Origin of the sequence: Nocardia brasiliensis ATCC 700358 (assembly GCF_000250675.2) — a bacterium.
Taxonomy (GTDB): Bacteria; Actinomycetota; Actinomycetes; order Mycobacteriales; family Mycobacteriaceae; genus Nocardia; species Nocardia brasiliensis_B.
The window spans coordinates 783,911-801,792 of sequence record NC_018681.1; the positions used below are offsets into that span (position 1 = coordinate 783,911).

The window sequence follows — 17,882 nt, forward strand, 5'->3', positions numbered from 1 at the left end:
GGTTGCCTCAGCCCAGCCGGACGCCGGTGAGTTTCGCCGGGTTCGCCAGGTCGTAGGTGCCCCAGACCAGTCCGTCGCGGATGGTGAATCCGATCACCCGCGCCGGGCGGTCCTCGTCCGCCGCGGTGACCGCGACGCCGAGCTGTCCGTTGACCGACACGAGTTCGGCGGTGAACAGCGGGTCCGTCACGTCGGGCGTCATGCCGTATTTGCGCACGATGCCCAGGTAGAACCGCGCGATCCGGTCCGCGCCCCGCAAGACGTTGATCGCGGTGGACGTGGTGCCGTCGGCGTCGCCGATCACGATCGAATCCGGGTGCAGCGCAGCGGCAACCGCGCGCACGTCACCCGAACCCAACGCGTCCAGGAAGCGGTGCACGGCCGCCTCGTGCTCGGCGTCGGGCACCGGCGGCGGGGTGTGTGCCACGGCCTTGCGCGCCCGTACGGCGAGCTGGCGGGCCGCCTCGGGTGAGACGTCGAGCAACTGCGCGATCTCGGTGAACGGCACCGAAAGCCCTTCGTGCAGTACGAAAGCCACGCGCTGGGGCGGAGTCAAGCTGTCCAGCACCACCATTGCCGCGAGGCGGTAGTCCTGATGGCGGACCACGATCTCCAGCGGGTCCGGCATGCTCGAGCCGGCGCGGCCGGTCACCACCGGCTCCGGTAGCCATTGCCCCACATAGCTTTCCCGGCGCACCGCGGCACTGCGCAAGCGGTCCAGGCAGATCCGGCTCACCACGGTGGTCAGCCAGGCGCGCAGGTCGTCGATCTCGGATTGATGCGCTCCCGCCAGGCGCAGCCAGCTCTCCTGCACGGCGTCCTCGGCGTCGCCGACGCTGCCCGTCAGCCGATACGCGACCGAGAGCAGATGCGCTCGATGTGATTCGAACTGTCCGGCAAGCAGAGCGGCAACCATCGAGACGATTCTACGATCTGTCCTAGACGGGGTTTACCCCGGTGCCGTCCGGGCGACGCGCGCGAAACCCGGTGAACTGTCCGCGCTGTTCATGACAACATGACTCGATGGATGCACAAGCGCTGACGAACGGAACGGTGTGGCTGTCGATCCCCACGAGCGAGGACATCGACGCCATCACCGAGTGTTGTCAGCATCCGTCCATCGGTGAATGGGTGACCATTCCGGTGCCGTACACCCGCGACAACGCGAAGACCTTCATCGAGGACATCGTCGGACCCGGTTGGGCGGGCAAGAGCCCGACCTGGGCGGTGCGCGAGCGCGCGGACGGCCCGGTCGTCGGCATGATCGGTCTCGGTGAACGCGACGAATCGTCCGCCGAGATCGGCTACTGGCTGGCGCCGCGGGCCCGCTCGCGCGGCCTGATGACCCAGTCCGTCGCGCTGGTCTGCGACTACGGTTTCCGGCCCGACCGGCTCGCACTGCAACGCATCAGCTGGCGGGCGTTCGTCGGCAACTATCCTTCGGCCGCCGTGGTCCGCCGCACCGGCTTCCGTTACGAGGGCCTGTCCCGGCTCGGCAGCCTGCAGCGCGGCCGCCGCCGCGACCACTGGCTCGCCGCCCGCCTCAACACCGACCCCTCGGGCCCCGTCGCCGACTGGCCCGCCGAATTCCACCGCACCCTAGAGCCCTCCCCAGGCACCCACTAACCCCGCTCCACCCCAGATTCCCGTGGTCAGGGGTACCGGCGGTGGGCGGGTGTCGGGGGGTTCAGGAAGAATAGGGGGAATCGATGCGAGGAGGGGCTGTGACGGACGGTCCGCTGATTGTGCAGAGTGACAAGACGTTGCTGCTGGAGGTCGACCATGAGTTGGCCGATGCGGCGCGGCAGGCCATCGCGCCGTTCGCCGAGCTGGAGCGGGCGCCGGAGCACGTGCACACCTATCGGGTGACGCCGTTGGCGCTGTGGAACGCGCGGGCGGCGGGGCACGACGCCGAGCAGGTGGTGGACGCGCTGGTCAGCTTCTCCCGGTACGCGGTGCCGCAGCCGCTGCTGGTGGACGTGGTGGACACCATGGCCCGGTACGGACGGCTGCAGCTGGTCAAGCATCCGGCGCACGGTTTGACGCTGGTCAGCCTGGATCGCGCGGTGCTGGAAGAAGTGCTGCGGCACAAGAAGATCGCGCCGATGCTCGGCGCCAGGCTGGACGACGACACGGTGGTCGTGCACGCCTCCGAGCGCGGGCGGATCAAGCAGATGCTGTTGAAGATCGGCTGGCCCGCGGAGGACCTGGCCGGGTACGTCGACGGCGAAGCGCACCCCATCGAGCTGGACTACGGCGACGACAAGTGGCATCTGCGCGACTACCAGGAGCTGGCCGCCGACTCGTTCTGGGCGGGCGGGTCCGGCGTCGTCGTGCTGCCGTGCGGCGCGGGCAAGACCATGGTCGGCGCGGCCGCGATGGCCAAGGCGAAGGCGACCACGCTGATCCTGGTCACCAACACCGTGGCCGGTCGGCAGTGGCGGCGCGAGCTGCTGGCACGCACCTCGCTCACCGAGGACGAGATCGGCGAGTACTCGGGCGAGCGCAAGGAGATCCGCCCGGTCACCATCGCCACCTATCAGGTGATCACCCGGCGGACCAAGGGCGAGTACAAGCACCTGGAACTGTTCGACAGCCGCGACTGGGGCCTGGTCATCTACGACGAGGTGCACCTGCTGCCCGCGCCGGTCTTCCGGATGACCGCCGACCTGCAGTCGCGTCGGCGCCTCGGCCTGACCGCGACCCTGGTCCGGGAGGACGGCCGCGAGGGCGATGTCTTCTCGCTGATCGGCCCGAAGCGCTACGACGCGCCGTGGAAGGACATCGAGGCCCAGGGCTGGATCGCCCCGGCCGACTGCGTCGAGGTGCGGGTGACGCTCACCGACGCGGAGCGGATGGCCTACGCGACGGCGGAGCCGGAGGAGCGCTACAAGCTGTGCTCCACCGCGCACACGAAAATACCGGTGGTGCAGTCGATTCTGGCCAAGCACGCGGACGCGCCGACGCTGGTGATCGGCGCGTACCTGGACCAGCTCGACGAATTGGGCGCCGCGCTCAACGCCCCGGTGATCCAGGGTTCGACGAAAACCAAAGAGCGAGAAGAGCTCTTCGAAGCCTTCCGGCAGGGTGAGGTTCCCGTGCTGGTGGTGAGCAAGGTGGCGAACTTTTCCATCGATCTGCCGGAAGCGTCGGTCGCGGTGCAGGTTTCGGGTACGTTCGGTTCCCGTCAGGAGGAGGCGCAGCGCCTCGGTCGGCTGCTGCGGCCGAAACACGATGGCGGCCAAGCGCACTTCTATTCGGTGGTGGCAAGGGACACCCTCGACGCCGAATATGCCGCGCATCGCCAGCGTTTTCTCGCCGAACAGGGGTATGCCTATCGCATCACCGACGCAGATGATCTGCTCGGTCCGGCCATCGGATAAGCGGAGGCAATTCCTCCGCAAGCTGTGCTAGGAATAGGGACGTGCGACGCTTCGAATTCCCGGTCGACCGCAAACATGCCCATGCGGTCAACGAGGTGTTCGCCGACCAGCGACGGCTGCGCGTCATGGCGATCGCGGCGGGGATCATCGCGACCACCGGTGCGGCCTATCTGATCTGGCTCGACCATCCGTGGGCCTATCTGCTGGCGGTCGCGTTCGTGCTCGGCGCGGTGGTGTCGGTGTGGGTGGCCGTCTGGACCTCGCGACACGCCAGTATGGACAAGCTGTATGCCGACGGCGAGCTGGTGCCCGCGGTGATCTCGGAGACCTACCCGTCCGGCGTGGTACTGCTGGCGCTGGTCGACGTGGCCAAGCCGGGCGCCACCGTCTCGCACTATGCGCTGGTCATCCGTAAGGTCCGCTCGCTGCCAGGGCATGCGGCGAAAGCGGGCGAGCGGGTGCCCGCGGTCGCGGTGCGCACCGATCGGGCGCCGCGGCAGGTCGGGGAGCGCTGGCAGTCGGTCAGCGCGATGCCCATCGCCTGGGGCACCACCGACGAAGCCGTCATCGAACGCGCGCGGGACGCGATCAGCGACGCCGAATGGCGGCTGCTCACCGACAATCTCGCCCTCGCCGACAAGGTGCGCCGGGCTCCGGCCCGGCGCCTGCTGCTCGATCCGCATCAGCTGCCCGGCGACCTGGGTTCCTGACCGGCGACGAGTCCGGTTGTGATCTCCCTTAATTCGGGTTGCGACAGCGCATAGACTCCGAAGATGGTCCCACTGTCCAACCTGCTGGCGTTTCTGGCCGCGGCGGTCGTCCTCATCATCGTGCCCGGCCCCGGGGTGCTGTTCACCATCGGGCGGGCGCTGACCCTCGGCCGGCGCGCGGCGCTGCTCTCGGTGGCCGGGCACTGCCTCGGCGTCTTCTTCGTGCTGCTCCTGGTCGCGGTGGGGCTCGGCACCCTGCTGATGGCGTCGGCGTTGGCGCTCGCGGTGGTCAAGTTCGCCGGTGCGCTGTATCTGATCTACATCGGCATCCAGGCGATCCGGGAGCGCAAGTCGCTGCGCGCCGCGCTGGGCGCCGAGGTTCCGGCCGTGCCCACCACGAAGGTGCTGCGGCAGAGCGTGATCGTGGGGCTGACCAACCCGAAGGCGATCGTGTTCTTCGCCGCGATCCTGCCGCACTTCGCCGATCCGGCGGCCGGCTCGCTGCAACTGCAGTTCCTGATTCTCGGTTCGCTGTTCCTGGCCATCGCGGTGGTGTGCGACAGCGCGTGGGCGCTGCTGGCGGCCTCGGCGCGGTCGTGGTTCGCGCGCTCGCCGCGCAGGTTGGAAGCGGTCGGCGGTGCGGGCGGGATGATGATCGTCGGCCTCGGCGCGTCGGTGGCGCTGACCGGCAGCGCCGACTGAACCGGCTACCATCCACCGGGGCTCGGTACGCCCGTACCGAAGGTCCCGGTGGCGGAAAAGGGGTGGTGTGCGAATGAGGTTCGCCGGCTTGGTGTGTGCCGCGATCGCCGGAGCGCTCGTCACCGCCTCGGTGCCCGCCGCGGCCCAGCCGCCCGCCGATCCGACCGTCGGTGCGCCGGGTCTCGGCGACCCGTACTACCCGCTGGACGGCAACGGCGGCTACGACGCCCGCCACTACGACGTCACCATCGAGTACGACCCGCCGACTCATCAACTCACCGGGTCCACCCGGATCGATGCCGTCGCCACCCAGGCGTTGCGCATGTTCAACCTGGATTTCGCGGGCCCTGACGTGCGCATGGTCTCGGTGAACAACCTGCCCGCGTCGTTCGCCCGCAACGGCGAGCACGAACTCACTGTGACCCCGATGCTGCCGCTGCTGCCCGGCCTGCCGTTCACCGTCACCGTGGACTACGCGGGCACCGCCGAGAACACCGAGGGCGACGGCTGGACCTACGCGCCGAGCGGCGGCGCGTTCGCCGCGGGCGAGCCGCACTCCGCCTCGACCTGGTATCCGCTCAACGACACGCCGCTGGACAAGGCGACTTTCGCGCTGCACGCGACCGTCCCGGCGGAGTGGGAGGTGGTCTCCAACGGCCTGCGCACGCAGGACGCGGTGCAGGGTGACCGGCGCACGGTCAGCTGGGCGGTGAACCAGCCGGTGGTCGGCTACCTGACCACGGTCGCGATCGACAAGTTCAGCTTCCTGGAGCAGCGCCGCGCCAACGGCACCCCGCTGATCAGTGCCTTCGCTCCGGAGGCCGAACGCAACCGGGAGACCGAGCAGCGGCTGCCGGAAATCCTCGACTTCATCGAAAGTCTGTACGGCCCTTATCCGTTCGAGACCTCGGGCGGCATCTACGTGGACGCCGACATCATGTTCTCGCTGGAGACCCAGACCCGGCCGATCTACGCGCCGTGGACCGACCTGCCGACCGTGGTGCACGAGATCGCCCACCAGTGGTGGGGTGATTCGGTGTCGGTGCGCCAGTGGTCCGATATCTGCCTGAACGAATGCTTCGCCAGCTACACCGCCGACTACCTGTGGCCGGAGCAGAAGGAAGGCAAGGACGTCGACGCGGAGTATCGCCAGACGTTGCAGAAGTACCTGGGCAACAACGAGTTCTGGCAGATCCCACTGGCGAACCCGGGCGCCGGTAACGAATTCACCTCCGTCTATTACCGCGGCCCGCTGTTCCTGCACGCGCTGCGCAGGCAACTCGGCGACGCCGTGTTCTTCGGCGCGGTAAGGGAATTCAACGCGAATCACGCCTACGGCAACGCGTCGATGCCGGAGTTCCGCAAGTTCGTGCAGTCCAAGTCGTCGACGGATCTCACCGGCTTCTTCGACGCGTGGCTCGATCAGGCCACGCCGCCGCCGGACGAGTACCTCTATCCGGGCAGCCTGCGCGGCTGAGGCCGCACCGCTGTCCTCAGTCCGCGACGCGCTCGCGGGCCCGCGCCACCCACCGCTCGACCCGGTCGAGTTGTCGCTGCGCCGAACGTAATTGGTCCTGCGCCGCGCGTTCGGCGGTACGGCCGAACTGACGCTCCTGCTCGGCGTGCGCGAGCGCGTCTTTCAACTCGGCGATCCGGGAATCGATCTCGCCCAGTCGGTTCGTCGCCTGCTCGGCCTCGTCGGTGGCGGAATCCTTTGCCGCGCGGGCGGACTCGAGCGCCTCCAGCGCGTCGTCCAGTTCGCGGCGCGCGTCGTCGTCGGCCGCGGTGTCCTGCGGCGGTTCGGCCGGGGGATCGTCGACCGCCACCAGTCCGGGGCCGGACGGACCGAAGCCCGAGTACGTCTGCGCGGTGGCCAAGGTGCCGGTGCGTACCCGGTCGGCGACCTCCGGGTCGGCCAGCGCCGCGGTCAGGGTCTGCCCGATCTCGCGCAGCACGTTCTCGCTCACCGGGTGCCCCTGCTCGGCCGCCAGCGCGCCCGCCTTCTTCGCCAGCGCGTTGACCGCCTGCTGGCGCTGTCCGGTGAGGGTGCGCAGTTCGTCGCCGGAAAGCCGCTGCTGGGCGGCGCGCAACGCCGCACCCAGGTGCAACAGCGCTTCGACCTCGTCCGGCACCGCCCGGGCCAGCAGGTTCGCCGTCCACGCGGTGACCGTCGGTTTGCGCAATTTGCCGATCGCGGCCGCGAGTTCCTTGTCGCCCGCGTCCTTGGCTGCCTTGACCTGGGCGGTGCGCGCCGGCACGAACTCGTTCGGCGGGAGCCCGTACAGGTCGACGGCGATGTCGTCCAGGGTCATACTGACCAAGCGTAACGACTTGCTCGCAGGAACCGACAGAGACCACGTATCGGACGAGTGTCCACGTTGTGGTCATGCGCGAAAGGCATTGCTAGTGAATTACTTTGGACTCCAATTGCTCGGCCGTCTGCTCCCGAGCATCCTCGGCTACTCGCTGCTCGGCATGTGGGGCACCATCTGGTGAGCCGAGGCGGGGGTGTCAACCCTGGAGTTGATGCGGGCGTGCTGAGCGTCCGGGTATTCTCACCGCGTTCGCGACCGGCGTGAATGTGTTCGGTGAGAGAGGTTTTCAGGTGAAGTTTCCAGGAGCGAGGTTGCTGGCACGTGTGGTGCTCGCCCTCGTAGCGGTGGCCGCGGTAGTGGTCACGGTGGTCGGCTGTTCCGCGGCCAAGGACGCGAGCAAGTCCGACACGGCCAAGGCCAAGGTCGGCGACTGCATCAACGTCATCACGGGATCGTCCACCGACGCCAAGACCGAGCCGATCGACTGCTCGTCGGAGAAGGCCGTGTACAAGGTCGCGCAGTCGAACGACAAGAAGGTCGAGTGCGCGACCGACTACACCTCCTACGAGGAGACCCTGGGCGGCGGCACCACCGCTTTCCTGTGCCTCGCGCCCAACTTCAAGCAGGACGCCTGCTACAACGAGAGCACGACCACCGGGTACAAGCACGTGGCCTGCACGTCCAGCGAGGCGACGTTCAAGGTGGTGAAGCGGATCGACGGCGAGGCCGACGAACTGCTGTGCGGCGCGGACGCCACCAGCTTCCGGCTCATCTCCGAGGCGCCGAAGATCACCTTCTGCCTGGCCAAGCCGCAGGCCTGATCCCTTCGATCATTCGATGAGGGCGACGGATGCGATCCGGTGCAACGTGAAGTGCCGGATCGCCCCCGTCACCGGGTCCAGCGCATCCAGCTGGCCGTTGCCCACCTTGAGCGGCTCCACCACGCGCTGCGTCGCGACGCCCTGCGCGTCCACGTAGCCGATATTGACCGGCCGGCGCACCCGCGCCGCCAATTGCAGCAGCGCCAGCGTCGCGGCGGTGTTGGTCCGGGTGCCGTCCGTGCGGACCGCTTGCGCCGAGCGGGCACTGGTAGCGCGTTCGGCCGCTCGCAGCTCGGTGACGAGCAGCTCCAGCTGTTCGGTGCTCGGCGGCGTCGGCCGCCACGGCTGCCTGGCATTGGGCCGGATGGAAATCCGCGCGCCCCGCTGCCGCAGATCCACGATGACGCCCGCCGAATCCTCGCCCGCGGGTGCGAAACCGGCCGACCGCAGCTGCTCGAGCACCTCGCCGAGCGGCGCCTGCGCGATGGCGACCGTCGGCGCGATCGCGCGCAGCGCCAGCGTGCCCGCCACCGGTGCGGCCAGCACCTGGGCCAGCAGGGCCGGGTCGTCGCTGCGCAGGAACGACTGCGCCATCCCCGCCCGCAGCTGCCCGTGCCGCCGCGCCACATCGTCGATCAGGTAGGTGAGCGCCTGCGGAATCGGCGTCCGCGAGTGCTTGGTGAACAGCGCGTGCAGTTCGGCCGCGGTCAAGCCGGCGTCGAGCGCCCGCCGCACCGAGGTCTCACTGATCCGGTAAACCGTTGCGGCGCCCGCGGATTCGACATCGGCGACGAGTGCGACCCGATGCTGCAATTCGGCGGTCAGCGGGCCGGGCGCGATCACCGTGAGATCGGCTTGGACCAGCACATGGTCGACCGGGGCGGGCAGCGCCGCCTCCATCTCCGCCTCGGCGTCGGCCGCGCTGCTCGCTTCGCCGTGCAGCAGCGCCCGCGCCGCGGAGCCGAGCGCGTCGCGCCCGACGAAGCCGAGCGCGGCCGCCTCGGCAAGGGTGTGCTCGACCGCCTCGAGCCGGAAGTGCCTGCGCCAGCGCGGTTGTCGCCACGCGAGCACCCGGCCGATATCGGCGGGCGGGAGGGCACTGCCGGACGGATACTCGGCGAGCAGGCCGAGGATGGCGTGGCGGTCGCGCGGCGCGTGCGGGTTACGCAGCTCGAGCGCGAGCGCCGCGAGCGGTTTGTCGTTGGCGTCGCGCATGCCGATCATCCATGGCATCCGGTCCAATTCGAGCCAGGCGATGGCCAGGGCCGCCCAGCGCCGGGCGAGCGGAGCCTCCAGCCACGCCTCCACGGCAGGGGTCGGCGCCCAGAAATCGTCGGTCGAATCGAGCTCCGGCGGCGGGTCCGGCAAACCCTTTTCGATCAGTTTCGCGGCGGCCAGCAGCTCGACCAGCAAACCGGCGCGCGGCTCGTCGATCCCGGTCTGCTTGGCGACGCGGCGCAATTCGCGCACGCCGAGTCCGCCGGCGCGCAACGCGGGCGCGGGCGCCTGCCCGAGCGCGTCGATGATCGCGGCGCAGTGCCGCAGCAGCTCACCCACCTCACCGGCGGCCACCGCGTTCACCTCGGCGGAGGTGTGCTTCTTGGCTTTCGGCTTGGGCGGGGTCAACGCGTGCGGGTGCGTCACGGGTTCGTTGCGCAGCACCTGGCCGACCGTGACCGGCAGTTCCACCGTCTCGTCATCGATGCGGTGCACCAGTCTGCGGGCGAGTAGCTGCTGGATCGGCCGGTCCGCCGGGGTGCCCGGTGCGGCATCCTTCGTGCGCCCCCGCGGGCCCGTGGTGGCCAGCTTGTCCAGCAGTGCCCTGGCGGCGGCGGGGAGCTCGGGCAGCGCCGCGCGTACCTCGGGTTCGGTGAGAGCGTCGGGGATCTCGGTGGTGCTGCCGATCGGCCACGGCAGCGCCTCGACCGCCGCGGTGACCAGATGCAGTTCGTCCTCGACGAGCCAGACCAGCGCGCGATCGGTCAACCTGGTGAGCGCCGCGTCGATCGCCGCCGCGCTCACGCGTTCGTTCAGCTGCACGTGCAACTCGGCGCGGCGCAGCGGCGCGCCGTTGCTCTCGGTGCGCGTCACCCCGTGCACGGCAAGGGTTTCCAGGATCGCGAAATCGAGGGTGTCCAGGTCGTCGGTGGCGCGCAGCACCGAGGCACGCTGCTCGGCGCGCGCGGCGAGCACCGCCATCGAGGACGGCAGCGGCACGGCCAGATCGGGCCGGAGTTCGAGCAGCGTCACCAATTGGGCATCACTACGTGCACCGAGCCAGCTGGCAAGGGAGGTCGAGGGCTTGCCCGCCTCTCCGCGACTTCTGCCGGTCCCGGGTGCCCCGGGACTTGCGCTGCGGGCCGGTGGTTCGGTGCTTGGCTTGGTTTCGGGCGTGCCCGACGAGTTACCCATGTGCTCCCGAGATCAGTCGTTTCGTCTCATGCCGATCCTTACCAGCCTAATAGGCAGCGGCGAAGTTGCTCGGCGAGCGGGACATGCCAGAATGGGGGCCGTGGTGAACAAATCGAAGAAACCGTATGTCGACAACGGTTGGCCCAAGGTCGCCGATGGTGACCACGCGGTCACCGAACTCTCGTCGACCCGTTCCGGTGGGCTCTCGCCGTACGGTGAGGACACCGAGTTTCCGGTCCCGGCGGATCAGCTGCCCTACATGCACCCGAACACGGTGATCAACCGCTGATCTCCGGACGGAAAGTCCGCAGATACGAAGAAGGGCCCCCATCCGAGGATGTGGGGCCCTTCTTCATGAGTACCTCAGGAGGGAAGCAGTCCCTTGTTGGCCTCGTAGAAGTTCACGATGTTCGGGTCCAGCTTGGTGCCGCTGGCCTTGGCGGCGTTGAAGAAGTCGAAGGCTTCCTTGGGCACCTGGACGCCCTGGCCTTGCACGACCGCGAGGGCGCGGTCGACCGCGTTGAAGACTTCCTGAGTGCTGTCCGGCGCGGCCTGAGCGGCCTGCGGCGCGGGCTCGGGGTTCCAGCGCGGGGTTTCGCTGGTGGTGGGCGCGGAGCGCGGCGTGGGGGCGCTGCTGAGGCCGAGGTTGGCCGAGCAGCTGGGCCAGGCACCCCAACCCTGCGAGGCGAGCACCTTCTCGGCGACCGCGATCTGCTGTTCGCGGGTGGCCTGGTTGGCGTTGGCCGCGTACTCGCCGCCGCCGTGGGCCTTCCAGGTGCTGGGCGAGAACTGAAGTCCGCCTTGGAAACCGTTGCCGTTGTTGATGCCCCAGTTACCGCCGGCCTCACACTGTGCGAGGCGATCCCAGTCGGAGTCGGGTGCCGCGCTGGCGTTGCCTGCGAGGGCCACACCTGCGGTGCCCATGATCGCGCCGGTCACGGCGACCTTGGCTACCGTGCGACCGGTCGAGCTTGGCTTGCGATGGCGTCCACTCATATCGGGTTCGTCTTCCTCTCGGCGCACCTGCGAGGTCATCGATCGGGCTGGACTGAGAGGTCGTCATGCCCGCCCTCGCCCCTACGTTTCCGTCGGGGGTCCGGTACCCGCGGGGCGAGGTTCGGTGCGGCGGGCCGGTGGTAGCCGGTCGTCCCGGCTGGATAAGACCGTACGTCGATCCCGGCGAAAAATCACCATTTGGTAACCGGCGTGTACGAGCGGGTCTCGGTGCGGTATCAGAGCGGGCGAAAGACCTTCTCCGCAGCTAGAAGCAGTGCCGTCCGGCCAGTGTCGGGCCGTCACCGGTCCGTGACCTCCCCGTTATGTGACGAGGATCACAACTGGGATTCGGTAACGAAAGGCTCGGGTAACCGGTTCGTACCCCGGCGGTCGGACGCGGTTGGGTCAGCGCGAACGCCGACCGGCGCGCAGCGCGTAGACCACCGCGACCAGCAGGCCCAGCGGCACGAGCATCGCGCCGAAGTAGAGCCACAGCCCCGGCGTCGCGTCGGACAGCACCGGGATCAGGAAGATCGCGAAGATCGCCAGCAATCCCAGCGCGAACAGGCTCAGCGCGACCTGTAGCAACCAGTCACCCGGCTTGCGCGGCGGGGGCGGAGCGGAAGGGTTCGTCACCGCACGACCGTAAAACTGATGTGCTTGCGTTATTCGCACCGGGGTAGACTCGTAGGCACTCGCGTCCCGCATCCCTGCAGGGCGCGTTCTTTTCGCAAAGAGAAAAGAACCTGCTCGTGGCGCTGTGCCACAGCGGGTTCCGTGGACCAGTGTGCTCGGGCCGTCGGGGTCCGAGTTTTCGATGATGAACGGGTGAGCGCAGTGCCGACCGGCAGGGTGAAGTGGTACGACGTCGAAAAGGGCTTCGGCTTCCTTTCCCAGGACGAGGGGGAGGACGTCTACGTCCGGTCGTCCGCGCTGCCCGATGGCGTCGAAGGACTGAAGCCCGGGCAGCGCGTCGAATTCGGCATGGCCGCAGGCCGTCGTGGCCCGCAGGCGCTGAGCCTGAAACTGCTGGAGGCGCCGCCCTCGGTCCGGCAGGGCCAAGAGCGTGAGCGTGCCCGCAAGGAGCCCGTCGCGCGCCGGCACACGCCGGACGAACTGCACGGCATGGTCGAGGACATGATCACCCTGCTCGAGGCGACGGTACAGCCGGACCTGCGCAAGGGCCGCTACCCCGATCGCAAGACCGCGCAACGCATCTCAGAGGTCGTCCGCGCCGTCGCGCGCGAACTCGATCACTGAATTGTTGGCCGCGTGGCCGCGGCGTTGTTCGCGGCCCCTTAGTCTCGCGTCTCAGCTGTCGAGACTCGCGCCTGCGGCGCATGCGCTTCGACAGCTGAGACGCGAGACGGCCGCGAACGGTCGCTCGTAAGACTCGCTCCGTGGTGGTGCTGTTCGGCGGTGAGGGGCGGTCGCTCGCAATACTTGCTTCGTCGTAGTGCTGTTACGGCGGTAAGTGGACGGTCGCTCGTAAGACTCGCTTTGTCGTGGTGCTGTTCGGCGGTGAGTGGGTGGGCGCTGGTAAGACTCGCTCCGTGGTGGTGCTGGCGGCGATGAGTGGTGCGGCGCTGCCGACTTTGGTCGGCCGCGCTCTACGGGGCCGTGCTGATGGACCAGGCGGCGTGCGGGAGGTAGAACTCCTTGCCGGTGTCCTTGTCCTTGGCCAGGATCGGCAGTTGCAGTTCGAGGCCGACGAGGCGCAGGTCCGGTTCGGGGCGGGACTCGATGGTGACGGCCATGGCGCCCTGCGGGTAGTTGGTGTGGCTGATCACGCGATCGACTCGTTCCCCGTTGGGCAGCGCGTAGACGACCTGGGCCAGCCACGGCGCTTCGGCGATCTGCTTCGGCAGCGAGAGCTGCAGCGGGTAGTTCGGCGGCACCACGAGCTGCACGGTCTCGCCGTAGTGGCAATCCGCCATCTGCACCGAGCAATACACGTACGGCTCGACGGTGACGGTCTTGCCGTGCGCGTAGGCGGTGATCACCGGGTCTTTCTCGTCCGCGTTGCGGACCAGCACGACGAGCACGCCGACGAAGGCGACGGTGACGACGAGCAGTCCGGCGCCGAGCAGGGCCACGACGGTGCGCGCGTTGAGCCGCTTCACGCCGCTGCCTCGCCGCGGCGCGGGCCTGCCGTCGGCGCGGCCGCTGGGTCGAAGGTTCGCTCGCTCACTGGCTGGGATCTCCTATCCCTCGTTGGATATGTGTCGTTTCGCCCCCGGCAGCCCCCGGCTTGCGGTACGCGTTCGAAGTCTGTGGCATCGGCCTGGTCGCGGGAACTTCCTGTTCCGCGTGTTGCGGGCGATTTCCGCCGAGACCGGGCAGCAGCGAATGGCCACGGTAGCTGACGAAGGTCTGCACCAACCCGACCACGAGCACCGCGGTGATCACCGCGAAGCCCTTCCAGTAGTCGGTCGGCAGCAGCACGCCGGCCGCGCCGCCGACCACCCAGCTGAGCTGCAACACGGTTTCGGACCGGCCGAAGCCGGACGCGATCGACTCCGGCGGCAGATCGTCCTGGATCAGCGCGTCCAGCGACACCTTCGCCAGCGCGCTCGTGCCCGCCGCGACCAGGGTGGCCAATGCGGCGCCGAGCAGGTTGTTGGTGAACGTGGCGAACAGCGCGACCAGGGCACAAGCCGCCGTGCAGCCGAGCACGATCAGCGACGGCCTGCCCAGCTTGATCCGGGCGCCGGTCGCATTGCCCGCGAAGTTGCCGATCGCGGCGGCGGCGCCGACCACGCCGAGCATCGCGGCCTGCTGCACCGGGCGGTGCTCGGTGGCCTTGGCGACGAAGGCGATGTAGAAGGTGAGGAACCCGGTCAGCACGCGGATGGCGCTGTTGCCCCACAGGCCGGTCACCACCGAACGGCCCAGCGGCTGCCTGCGTTTGCGCGGCGGCACCGCGGATTCCTTGTCCGGCGAGAGCACTTCGGTGTGCGCGTCGGGGCCGTGATAGCTCAGCGTAGCGGGCACCTCGCCCTCGGTGACCTCCACCCAGGACGGGATGCGCAGGCTCAGATAGGTTCCGGCACAGGCGATCAGCGTGGCGAAGATCAACGCGCCGTTGGACCCGGCGGCCATCGCGGCAATGCCCGCGATCGCACCAGCGCCGATCGTGCCGCCCACCAAGCCGAACACAGTGAGCCGAGAGTTGGTGCGCACCAAGTCGATATCGGGCGGTAGCACGCGCGGCGTCACCGCGCTCTTGAGCACCGAGAACGATTTACTGCCGACCATCATGCACAGGGCGAGCGGATACAGTGCCCAGCTGTCGAATTCGAGCACCAGCACCACCGCGACGACGGCGCGCAACGCGAACGAGGTGGCCAGCGCCACCCGCCGACCGTGCTGCAGCCGGTCGAGCATCGGCCCGATCAGCGGCGCGATCACCGCGAACGGCGCGATCGTGATCAGCAGGTACAGCGCGACTTTCGTCTTGCTCTCGGCGGTTGCGCTGGCGAAGAACAAGGTGTTGGCGAGGGCGACCGCGACCGCCGCGTCGAGGGCGAAGTTGGCCATCGTCGCATAGGTGAGGGCGGTCAGACCGGACTTGTCGGCCCCGTCGGCCTTCGCCGCGCGCTGGAAGGTGGCGATGCCCTTCTCGGTGAGTTCGCGGCCGCGCATCGCGGCGACCCGGGTGACCGTCAGCTTGCGCGGTACCCGCTGCGGGCCGGGCTGGGCGGGTTCGGCGCCGGCGTCGGCGGTCTCCGGTTGTTCGGGGAGCGGCTTGGTCGGCGGGGGCGGCGCGGCGAGCTCCGGCTCCGGTCCGTGCGGCGGTTGCGGGCGATGCGGGAAGACGCGGCGCGGTGCCCGCCCCGGCGGATCCTGCTGCCCCGCCGCCGCGGCCGGATGCCGCCTGGTCTCGGCCTGCGATCCGCCGAACCGATCGGGATCCAGCGGCGGCAACGGACCGCGGCGCGTCGGCGAGTTCGGCGGCGGATACCGGTCGAATCCGGGATGCCGTTCGATCGGCGGATACTCCCCACCGTCCCACCGATCACGGTCGGGACCGGAAGGTTCGCGGGGAGTAGTCACATCCTCAATTCTGTCGTACTTCGCTGCTGGGCGTTCACTCGCGCTCGAAGGTGTCGGCGGAAGGTGACGTTTGTCGCGTCGCAAACGACAATGCATACCCGCAGGCTGCCCGATCCGGCGAAGCGCAACCGAAATCGTGGTGAACTCGTCGCGCCGCCGGACTCAGGCGGGCACGAAGCGGACCTCGAACATGCTCGGCCATTTCTTGCCCGCGAGCAGGAATCGATCGGTGCCGGGCAGCTGTGCGATCCCGTTCAGCGCGTCGCTGCCGGTGAGTACCCGGGCGGCCGCCGGATACAGCGCGCTCGCATCGATGCGCGCGAGCACCTCACCGGAGTCGGGATCGAGGCGCAGGATCGTGTCGGTCGGCCAATCGTTGGCGTAGACGGAACCGTCCTCGGCGCAATCGAGCTCGTTGAGCCGGGCGCTCTGGTGGCTGGTCAGCCGGATCGAGTCGGTCGGCGCGAAGGTGACCGGATCACGGAAGGTCAGTGTGTCGGTGCCATCGCTCATGACCAGCCGGCCATTTCTTGTGCACAGCCCCCAGCCCTCGCCCTCGTACGGCACCCGGGCGCGTTCGGCCAAGGTGACCGGATCCCGCGCGAAAGCCGTGTGCTCCTGCCAGGTGAGCTGCCACAGTGTGTCCCCGGCGACGGTGAGGCCCTCGCCGAAGAAGGGGGCGGGGAGATCGGTCCTGGCCAGTTGCTCGCCGGTGTGCACGTCCGTCGCGCGCACACTCGACGCGCCCGAGAGTCCGGTGCCTTCGTAGAGCACGTTGCCGTCGATCTCGAGGCCCTGGGTGAAGGCGGTCGGGTCATGCGGTCTGACGGCGACGACCTCGATCTTCAGCTCGGGTGTGGCCTCCTGTGCGGCGCCACAGCCACTGAAGATGACCAGACCGACCAGCAGACCGACAGCCAACGAACGCCGATTGCGTTTCATACGGCAAAATGTAGGCGGTGAGCGCAGTTTCTGTTTCTGAGTCCGGCGTCCGGCCGATTCTGGCCGACGCCGTCGATCTGGCCCGCCGTGCGCTCCTGGAGTTGGAACCAGCCGGAGTCGGGGCGCATCTCGGCGTGGCTGCCGAGGACGAGAGCGCGGCGACCCATCGCTTCGAAGCCACCCTGCCCGGCTATCGCGGCTGGCAGTGGGCGGTCGTGGTGGCCGCGCCGCCGACGGCCGAGTACGCGACCGTCAGCGAGTCGGCGCTGCTGCCCGGTCCGGACGCGTTGGTCGCGCCCGACTTCGTGCCGTGGGATCAGCGGATCCGGCCCGGCGACCTGGCCCCGGGTGACCTGCTGGCCCCGCCGCCGAACGACCCGCGCCTGGTGCCCGGCTACGTCGCCAACGGTGACCCGGTCGTCGACGAGGTCGCCCTCGAGGTCGGCCTCGGCCGCACCCAGGTGCTGAGCCTCGAGGGGCGCGCGGACGCCGCTGAACGCTGGCACGCCGAATACGGCCCCGACACCGAGATGGCCAAGGCCGCCCCCTCCACCTGCGGCCTGTGCGGTTTCTACCTCCCGCTCGCCGGTTCCTTGCGCGCCGCCTTCGGCGTCTGCGGAAACGCGATGGGCGCCGACGGACGGGTCGTGCACGCCGCCTACGGTTGCGGCGCCCACTCCGACACCGTCGCCCCCACCGGCGGCGGCTCCCCCCTCTACGAGGCCTACGACGACGCCGCGGTCGAACTGTTCCCGACCGCGGACCTGCGCCAAGCCCCCGCGGACGAAACACCCGCCGCCACGCCTGCGCAATCCGCGGAAGGTGCTGCCGGGACGGTGGACTCGGCCACGACGACCGGCGACGCCAGTGCGCCCGAACCGGCTTCCGTTCCGGGAACTCCGGATACCGAGCCGGCCGCCTCGTCTGTCGCGAACGGCGAACCGACCGTCGAGGTGCCCGTGGCGTCGCCGCACGGTGACGCGGAACCCGCCGGTGCGGAAGCTGTTTCGGCCAGCGGATCGGAAGAACCCGCTGGCGCGCGGCAAGCCGAGGCGGCACCGCCCGCCGACGAGCCGGCCACGGGGGGCGAGTCCGCCGCGACCTCGGAAGCGATCGCCGCGCAGCCCACGGCTGACGCTGTGGCCGCAGTTGTCGCCGACGGCACGGCTGCGGCGGTGGCGTCCGAGTCGGCGCGTGCGTACGCCGAATCCGCTGGCGCGGAGATCGTTTCGGCTGGTGCGGCCGACTCGGCTCGCGCTGCGTGGAACGCTGGAGCCGTGTCCGATGCGCCGGTGGCCGCAGAGTCGCTCGCGTCCGGCGGCGAGACGCAGCCTTTGGCCGCAACGGCGGATGCTGCGGCAGACGAGGCGACGGGCGTCGCGGAACCGATCGCGCCGGTCAGCGAGGTGTCACCTGCGGTCGGTGCTCCCGCCGCGGAGCCGACTGCGCCGGGTGCCGGGAATGCGCCGGAGGCGGTGGTCGGTGCAGGGGACGAGCCGGCCGCGAGCGCTGCCGAAATCGCGGAAGCGGTAGCGGCCGACGATG

The 17,882-nt window shown here is 69.3% G+C and carries 16 protein-coding genes and 1 pseudogene; 9 read left to right on the top strand and 8 right to left on the bottom strand.

The genetic code is table 11. The features are described 5' to 3' along the window. Positions 1 to 7 precede the first annotated feature (7 nt). On the bottom strand, positions 8 to 916 hold the full coding sequence (locus O3I_RS03595) for a sigma-70 family RNA polymerase sigma factor (RefSeq protein WP_014981531.1): 909 nt from the start codon (positions 914 to 916) through the stop codon (positions 8 to 10). Positions 917 to 1,023: 107 nt separating this feature from the next. Here O3I_RS03595 and O3I_RS03600 point away from each other — a divergent pair, with 107 nt between their 5' ends. The 5 genes from O3I_RS03600 to O3I_RS03620 all read left to right on the top strand — a co-directional run bounded on the left by O3I_RS03600 (position 1,024) and on the right by O3I_RS03620 (position 6,272). Next, positions 1,024 to 1,626 carry a GNAT family N-acetyltransferase gene (locus O3I_RS03600; RefSeq protein WP_014981532.1) on the top strand — a complete coding sequence of 201 codons (603 nt, stop codon included), beginning with the start codon at positions 1,024 to 1,026 and terminating at the stop codon, positions 1,624 to 1,626. 98 nt (positions 1,627 to 1,724) lie between these two features. Continuing rightward, on the top strand, positions 1,725 to 3,383 hold the full coding sequence (locus O3I_RS03605) for a DNA repair helicase XPB (protein ID WP_041562393.1): 1,659 nt from the start codon (positions 1,725 to 1,727) through the stop codon (positions 3,381 to 3,383). Positions 3,384 to 3,424: 41 nt separating this feature from the next. Further along, positions 3,425 to 4,093, top strand: coding sequence for a DUF3239 domain-containing protein (locus O3I_RS03610; RefSeq protein ID WP_014981534.1), 669 nt, complete (start codon positions 3,425 to 3,427; stop codon positions 4,091 to 4,093). Positions 4,094 to 4,156: 63 nt separating this feature from the next. Beyond that, positions 4,157 to 4,795 (top strand): LysE family translocator, encoded by a 639-nt coding sequence (locus O3I_RS03615; protein WP_014981535.1) that lies wholly within the window; start codon positions 4,157 to 4,159, stop codon positions 4,793 to 4,795. A 73-nt stretch (positions 4,796 to 4,868) separates the two neighbouring features. Beyond that, positions 4,869 to 6,272, top strand: coding sequence for a M1 family metallopeptidase (locus tag O3I_RS03620; RefSeq protein WP_014981536.1), 1,404 nt, complete (start codon positions 4,869 to 4,871; stop codon positions 6,270 to 6,272). Positions 6,273 to 6,288: 16 nt separating this feature from the next. Here O3I_RS03620 and O3I_RS03625 read toward each other — a convergent pair whose 3' ends face one another. Continuing rightward, positions 6,289 to 7,107 (bottom strand): hypothetical protein, encoded by an 819-nt coding sequence (locus O3I_RS03625; protein ID WP_014981537.1) that lies wholly within the window; start codon positions 7,105 to 7,107, stop codon positions 6,289 to 6,291. Between the two features lie 314 nt (positions 7,108 to 7,421). Here O3I_RS03625 and O3I_RS03630 point away from each other — a divergent pair, with 314 nt between their 5' ends. Next, positions 7,422 to 7,931 carry an LppU/SCO3897 family protein gene (locus tag O3I_RS03630; RefSeq protein ID WP_237748248.1) on the top strand — a complete coding sequence of 170 codons (510 nt, stop codon included), beginning with the start codon at positions 7,422 to 7,424 and terminating at the stop codon, positions 7,929 to 7,931. Between the two features lie 9 nt (positions 7,932 to 7,940). On the opposite strand, the gene O3I_RS03635 is transcribed toward O3I_RS03630, so the two are convergent. After that, entirely contained in the window at positions 7,941 to 10,343 is a 2,403-nt protein-coding gene (locus tag O3I_RS03635) for a helicase-associated domain-containing protein (RefSeq protein WP_081593886.1), read from the bottom strand. A gap of 100 nt (positions 10,344 to 10,443) precedes the next feature. Here O3I_RS03635 and O3I_RS03640 point away from each other — a divergent pair, with 100 nt between their 5' ends. After that, positions 10,444 to 10,632: a hypothetical protein gene (locus O3I_RS03640; RefSeq protein WP_014981540.1), complete on the top strand. Its 189-nt coding sequence runs from the start codon at positions 10,444 to 10,446 to the stop codon at positions 10,630 to 10,632. A 74-nt stretch (positions 10,633 to 10,706) separates the two neighbouring features. Here O3I_RS03640 and O3I_RS03645 read toward each other — a convergent pair whose 3' ends face one another. After that, entirely contained in the window at positions 10,707 to 11,339 is a 633-nt protein-coding gene (locus O3I_RS03645) for a resuscitation-promoting factor Rpf1 domain-containing protein (RefSeq protein ID WP_014981541.1), read from the bottom strand. A gap of 405 nt (positions 11,340 to 11,744) precedes the next feature. Next, a complete protein-coding gene (locus O3I_RS03650) occupies positions 11,745 to 11,975 on the bottom strand; it encodes a hypothetical protein (protein WP_041562395.1) in 231 nt (76 codons plus the stop codon). 201 nt (positions 11,976 to 12,176) lie between these two features. Here O3I_RS03650 and O3I_RS03655 point away from each other — a divergent pair, with 201 nt between their 5' ends. Then, complete coding sequence (locus O3I_RS03655) at positions 12,177 to 12,599, top strand: cold-shock protein (protein WP_014981543.1); 423 nt, start codon at positions 12,177 to 12,179, stop codon at positions 12,597 to 12,599. Between the two features lie 350 nt (positions 12,600 to 12,949). On the opposite strand, the gene O3I_RS03660 is transcribed toward O3I_RS03655, so the two are convergent. From O3I_RS03660 to O3I_RS03670, 3 genes are all read right to left on the bottom strand, one after another. Then, positions 12,950 to 13,462: a DUF2771 domain-containing protein gene (locus O3I_RS03660; protein ID WP_014981544.1), complete on the bottom strand. Its 513-nt coding sequence runs from the start codon at positions 13,460 to 13,462 to the stop codon at positions 12,950 to 12,952. Positions 13,463 to 13,526: 64 nt separating this feature from the next. Further along, on the bottom strand, positions 13,527 to 15,395 hold the full coding sequence (locus tag O3I_RS03665) for an MFS transporter (protein WP_014981545.1): 1,869 nt from the start codon (positions 15,393 to 15,395) through the stop codon (positions 13,527 to 13,529). A gap of 162 nt (positions 15,396 to 15,557) precedes the next feature. Then, on the bottom strand, positions 15,558 to 16,337 hold the full coding sequence (locus O3I_RS03670) for a glutaminyl-peptide cyclotransferase (protein WP_014981546.1): 780 nt from the start codon (positions 16,335 to 16,337) through the stop codon (positions 15,558 to 15,560). A gap of 17 nt (positions 16,338 to 16,354) precedes the next feature. Between O3I_RS03670 and O3I_RS44410 the strand changes: the two are divergent. After that, positions 16,355 to 17,173 (top strand): annotated as a pseudogene (locus O3I_RS44410) (DUF3027 domain-containing protein); the annotation flags it as partial. Between the last annotated feature and the right edge of the window lie 709 nt (positions 17,174 to 17,882).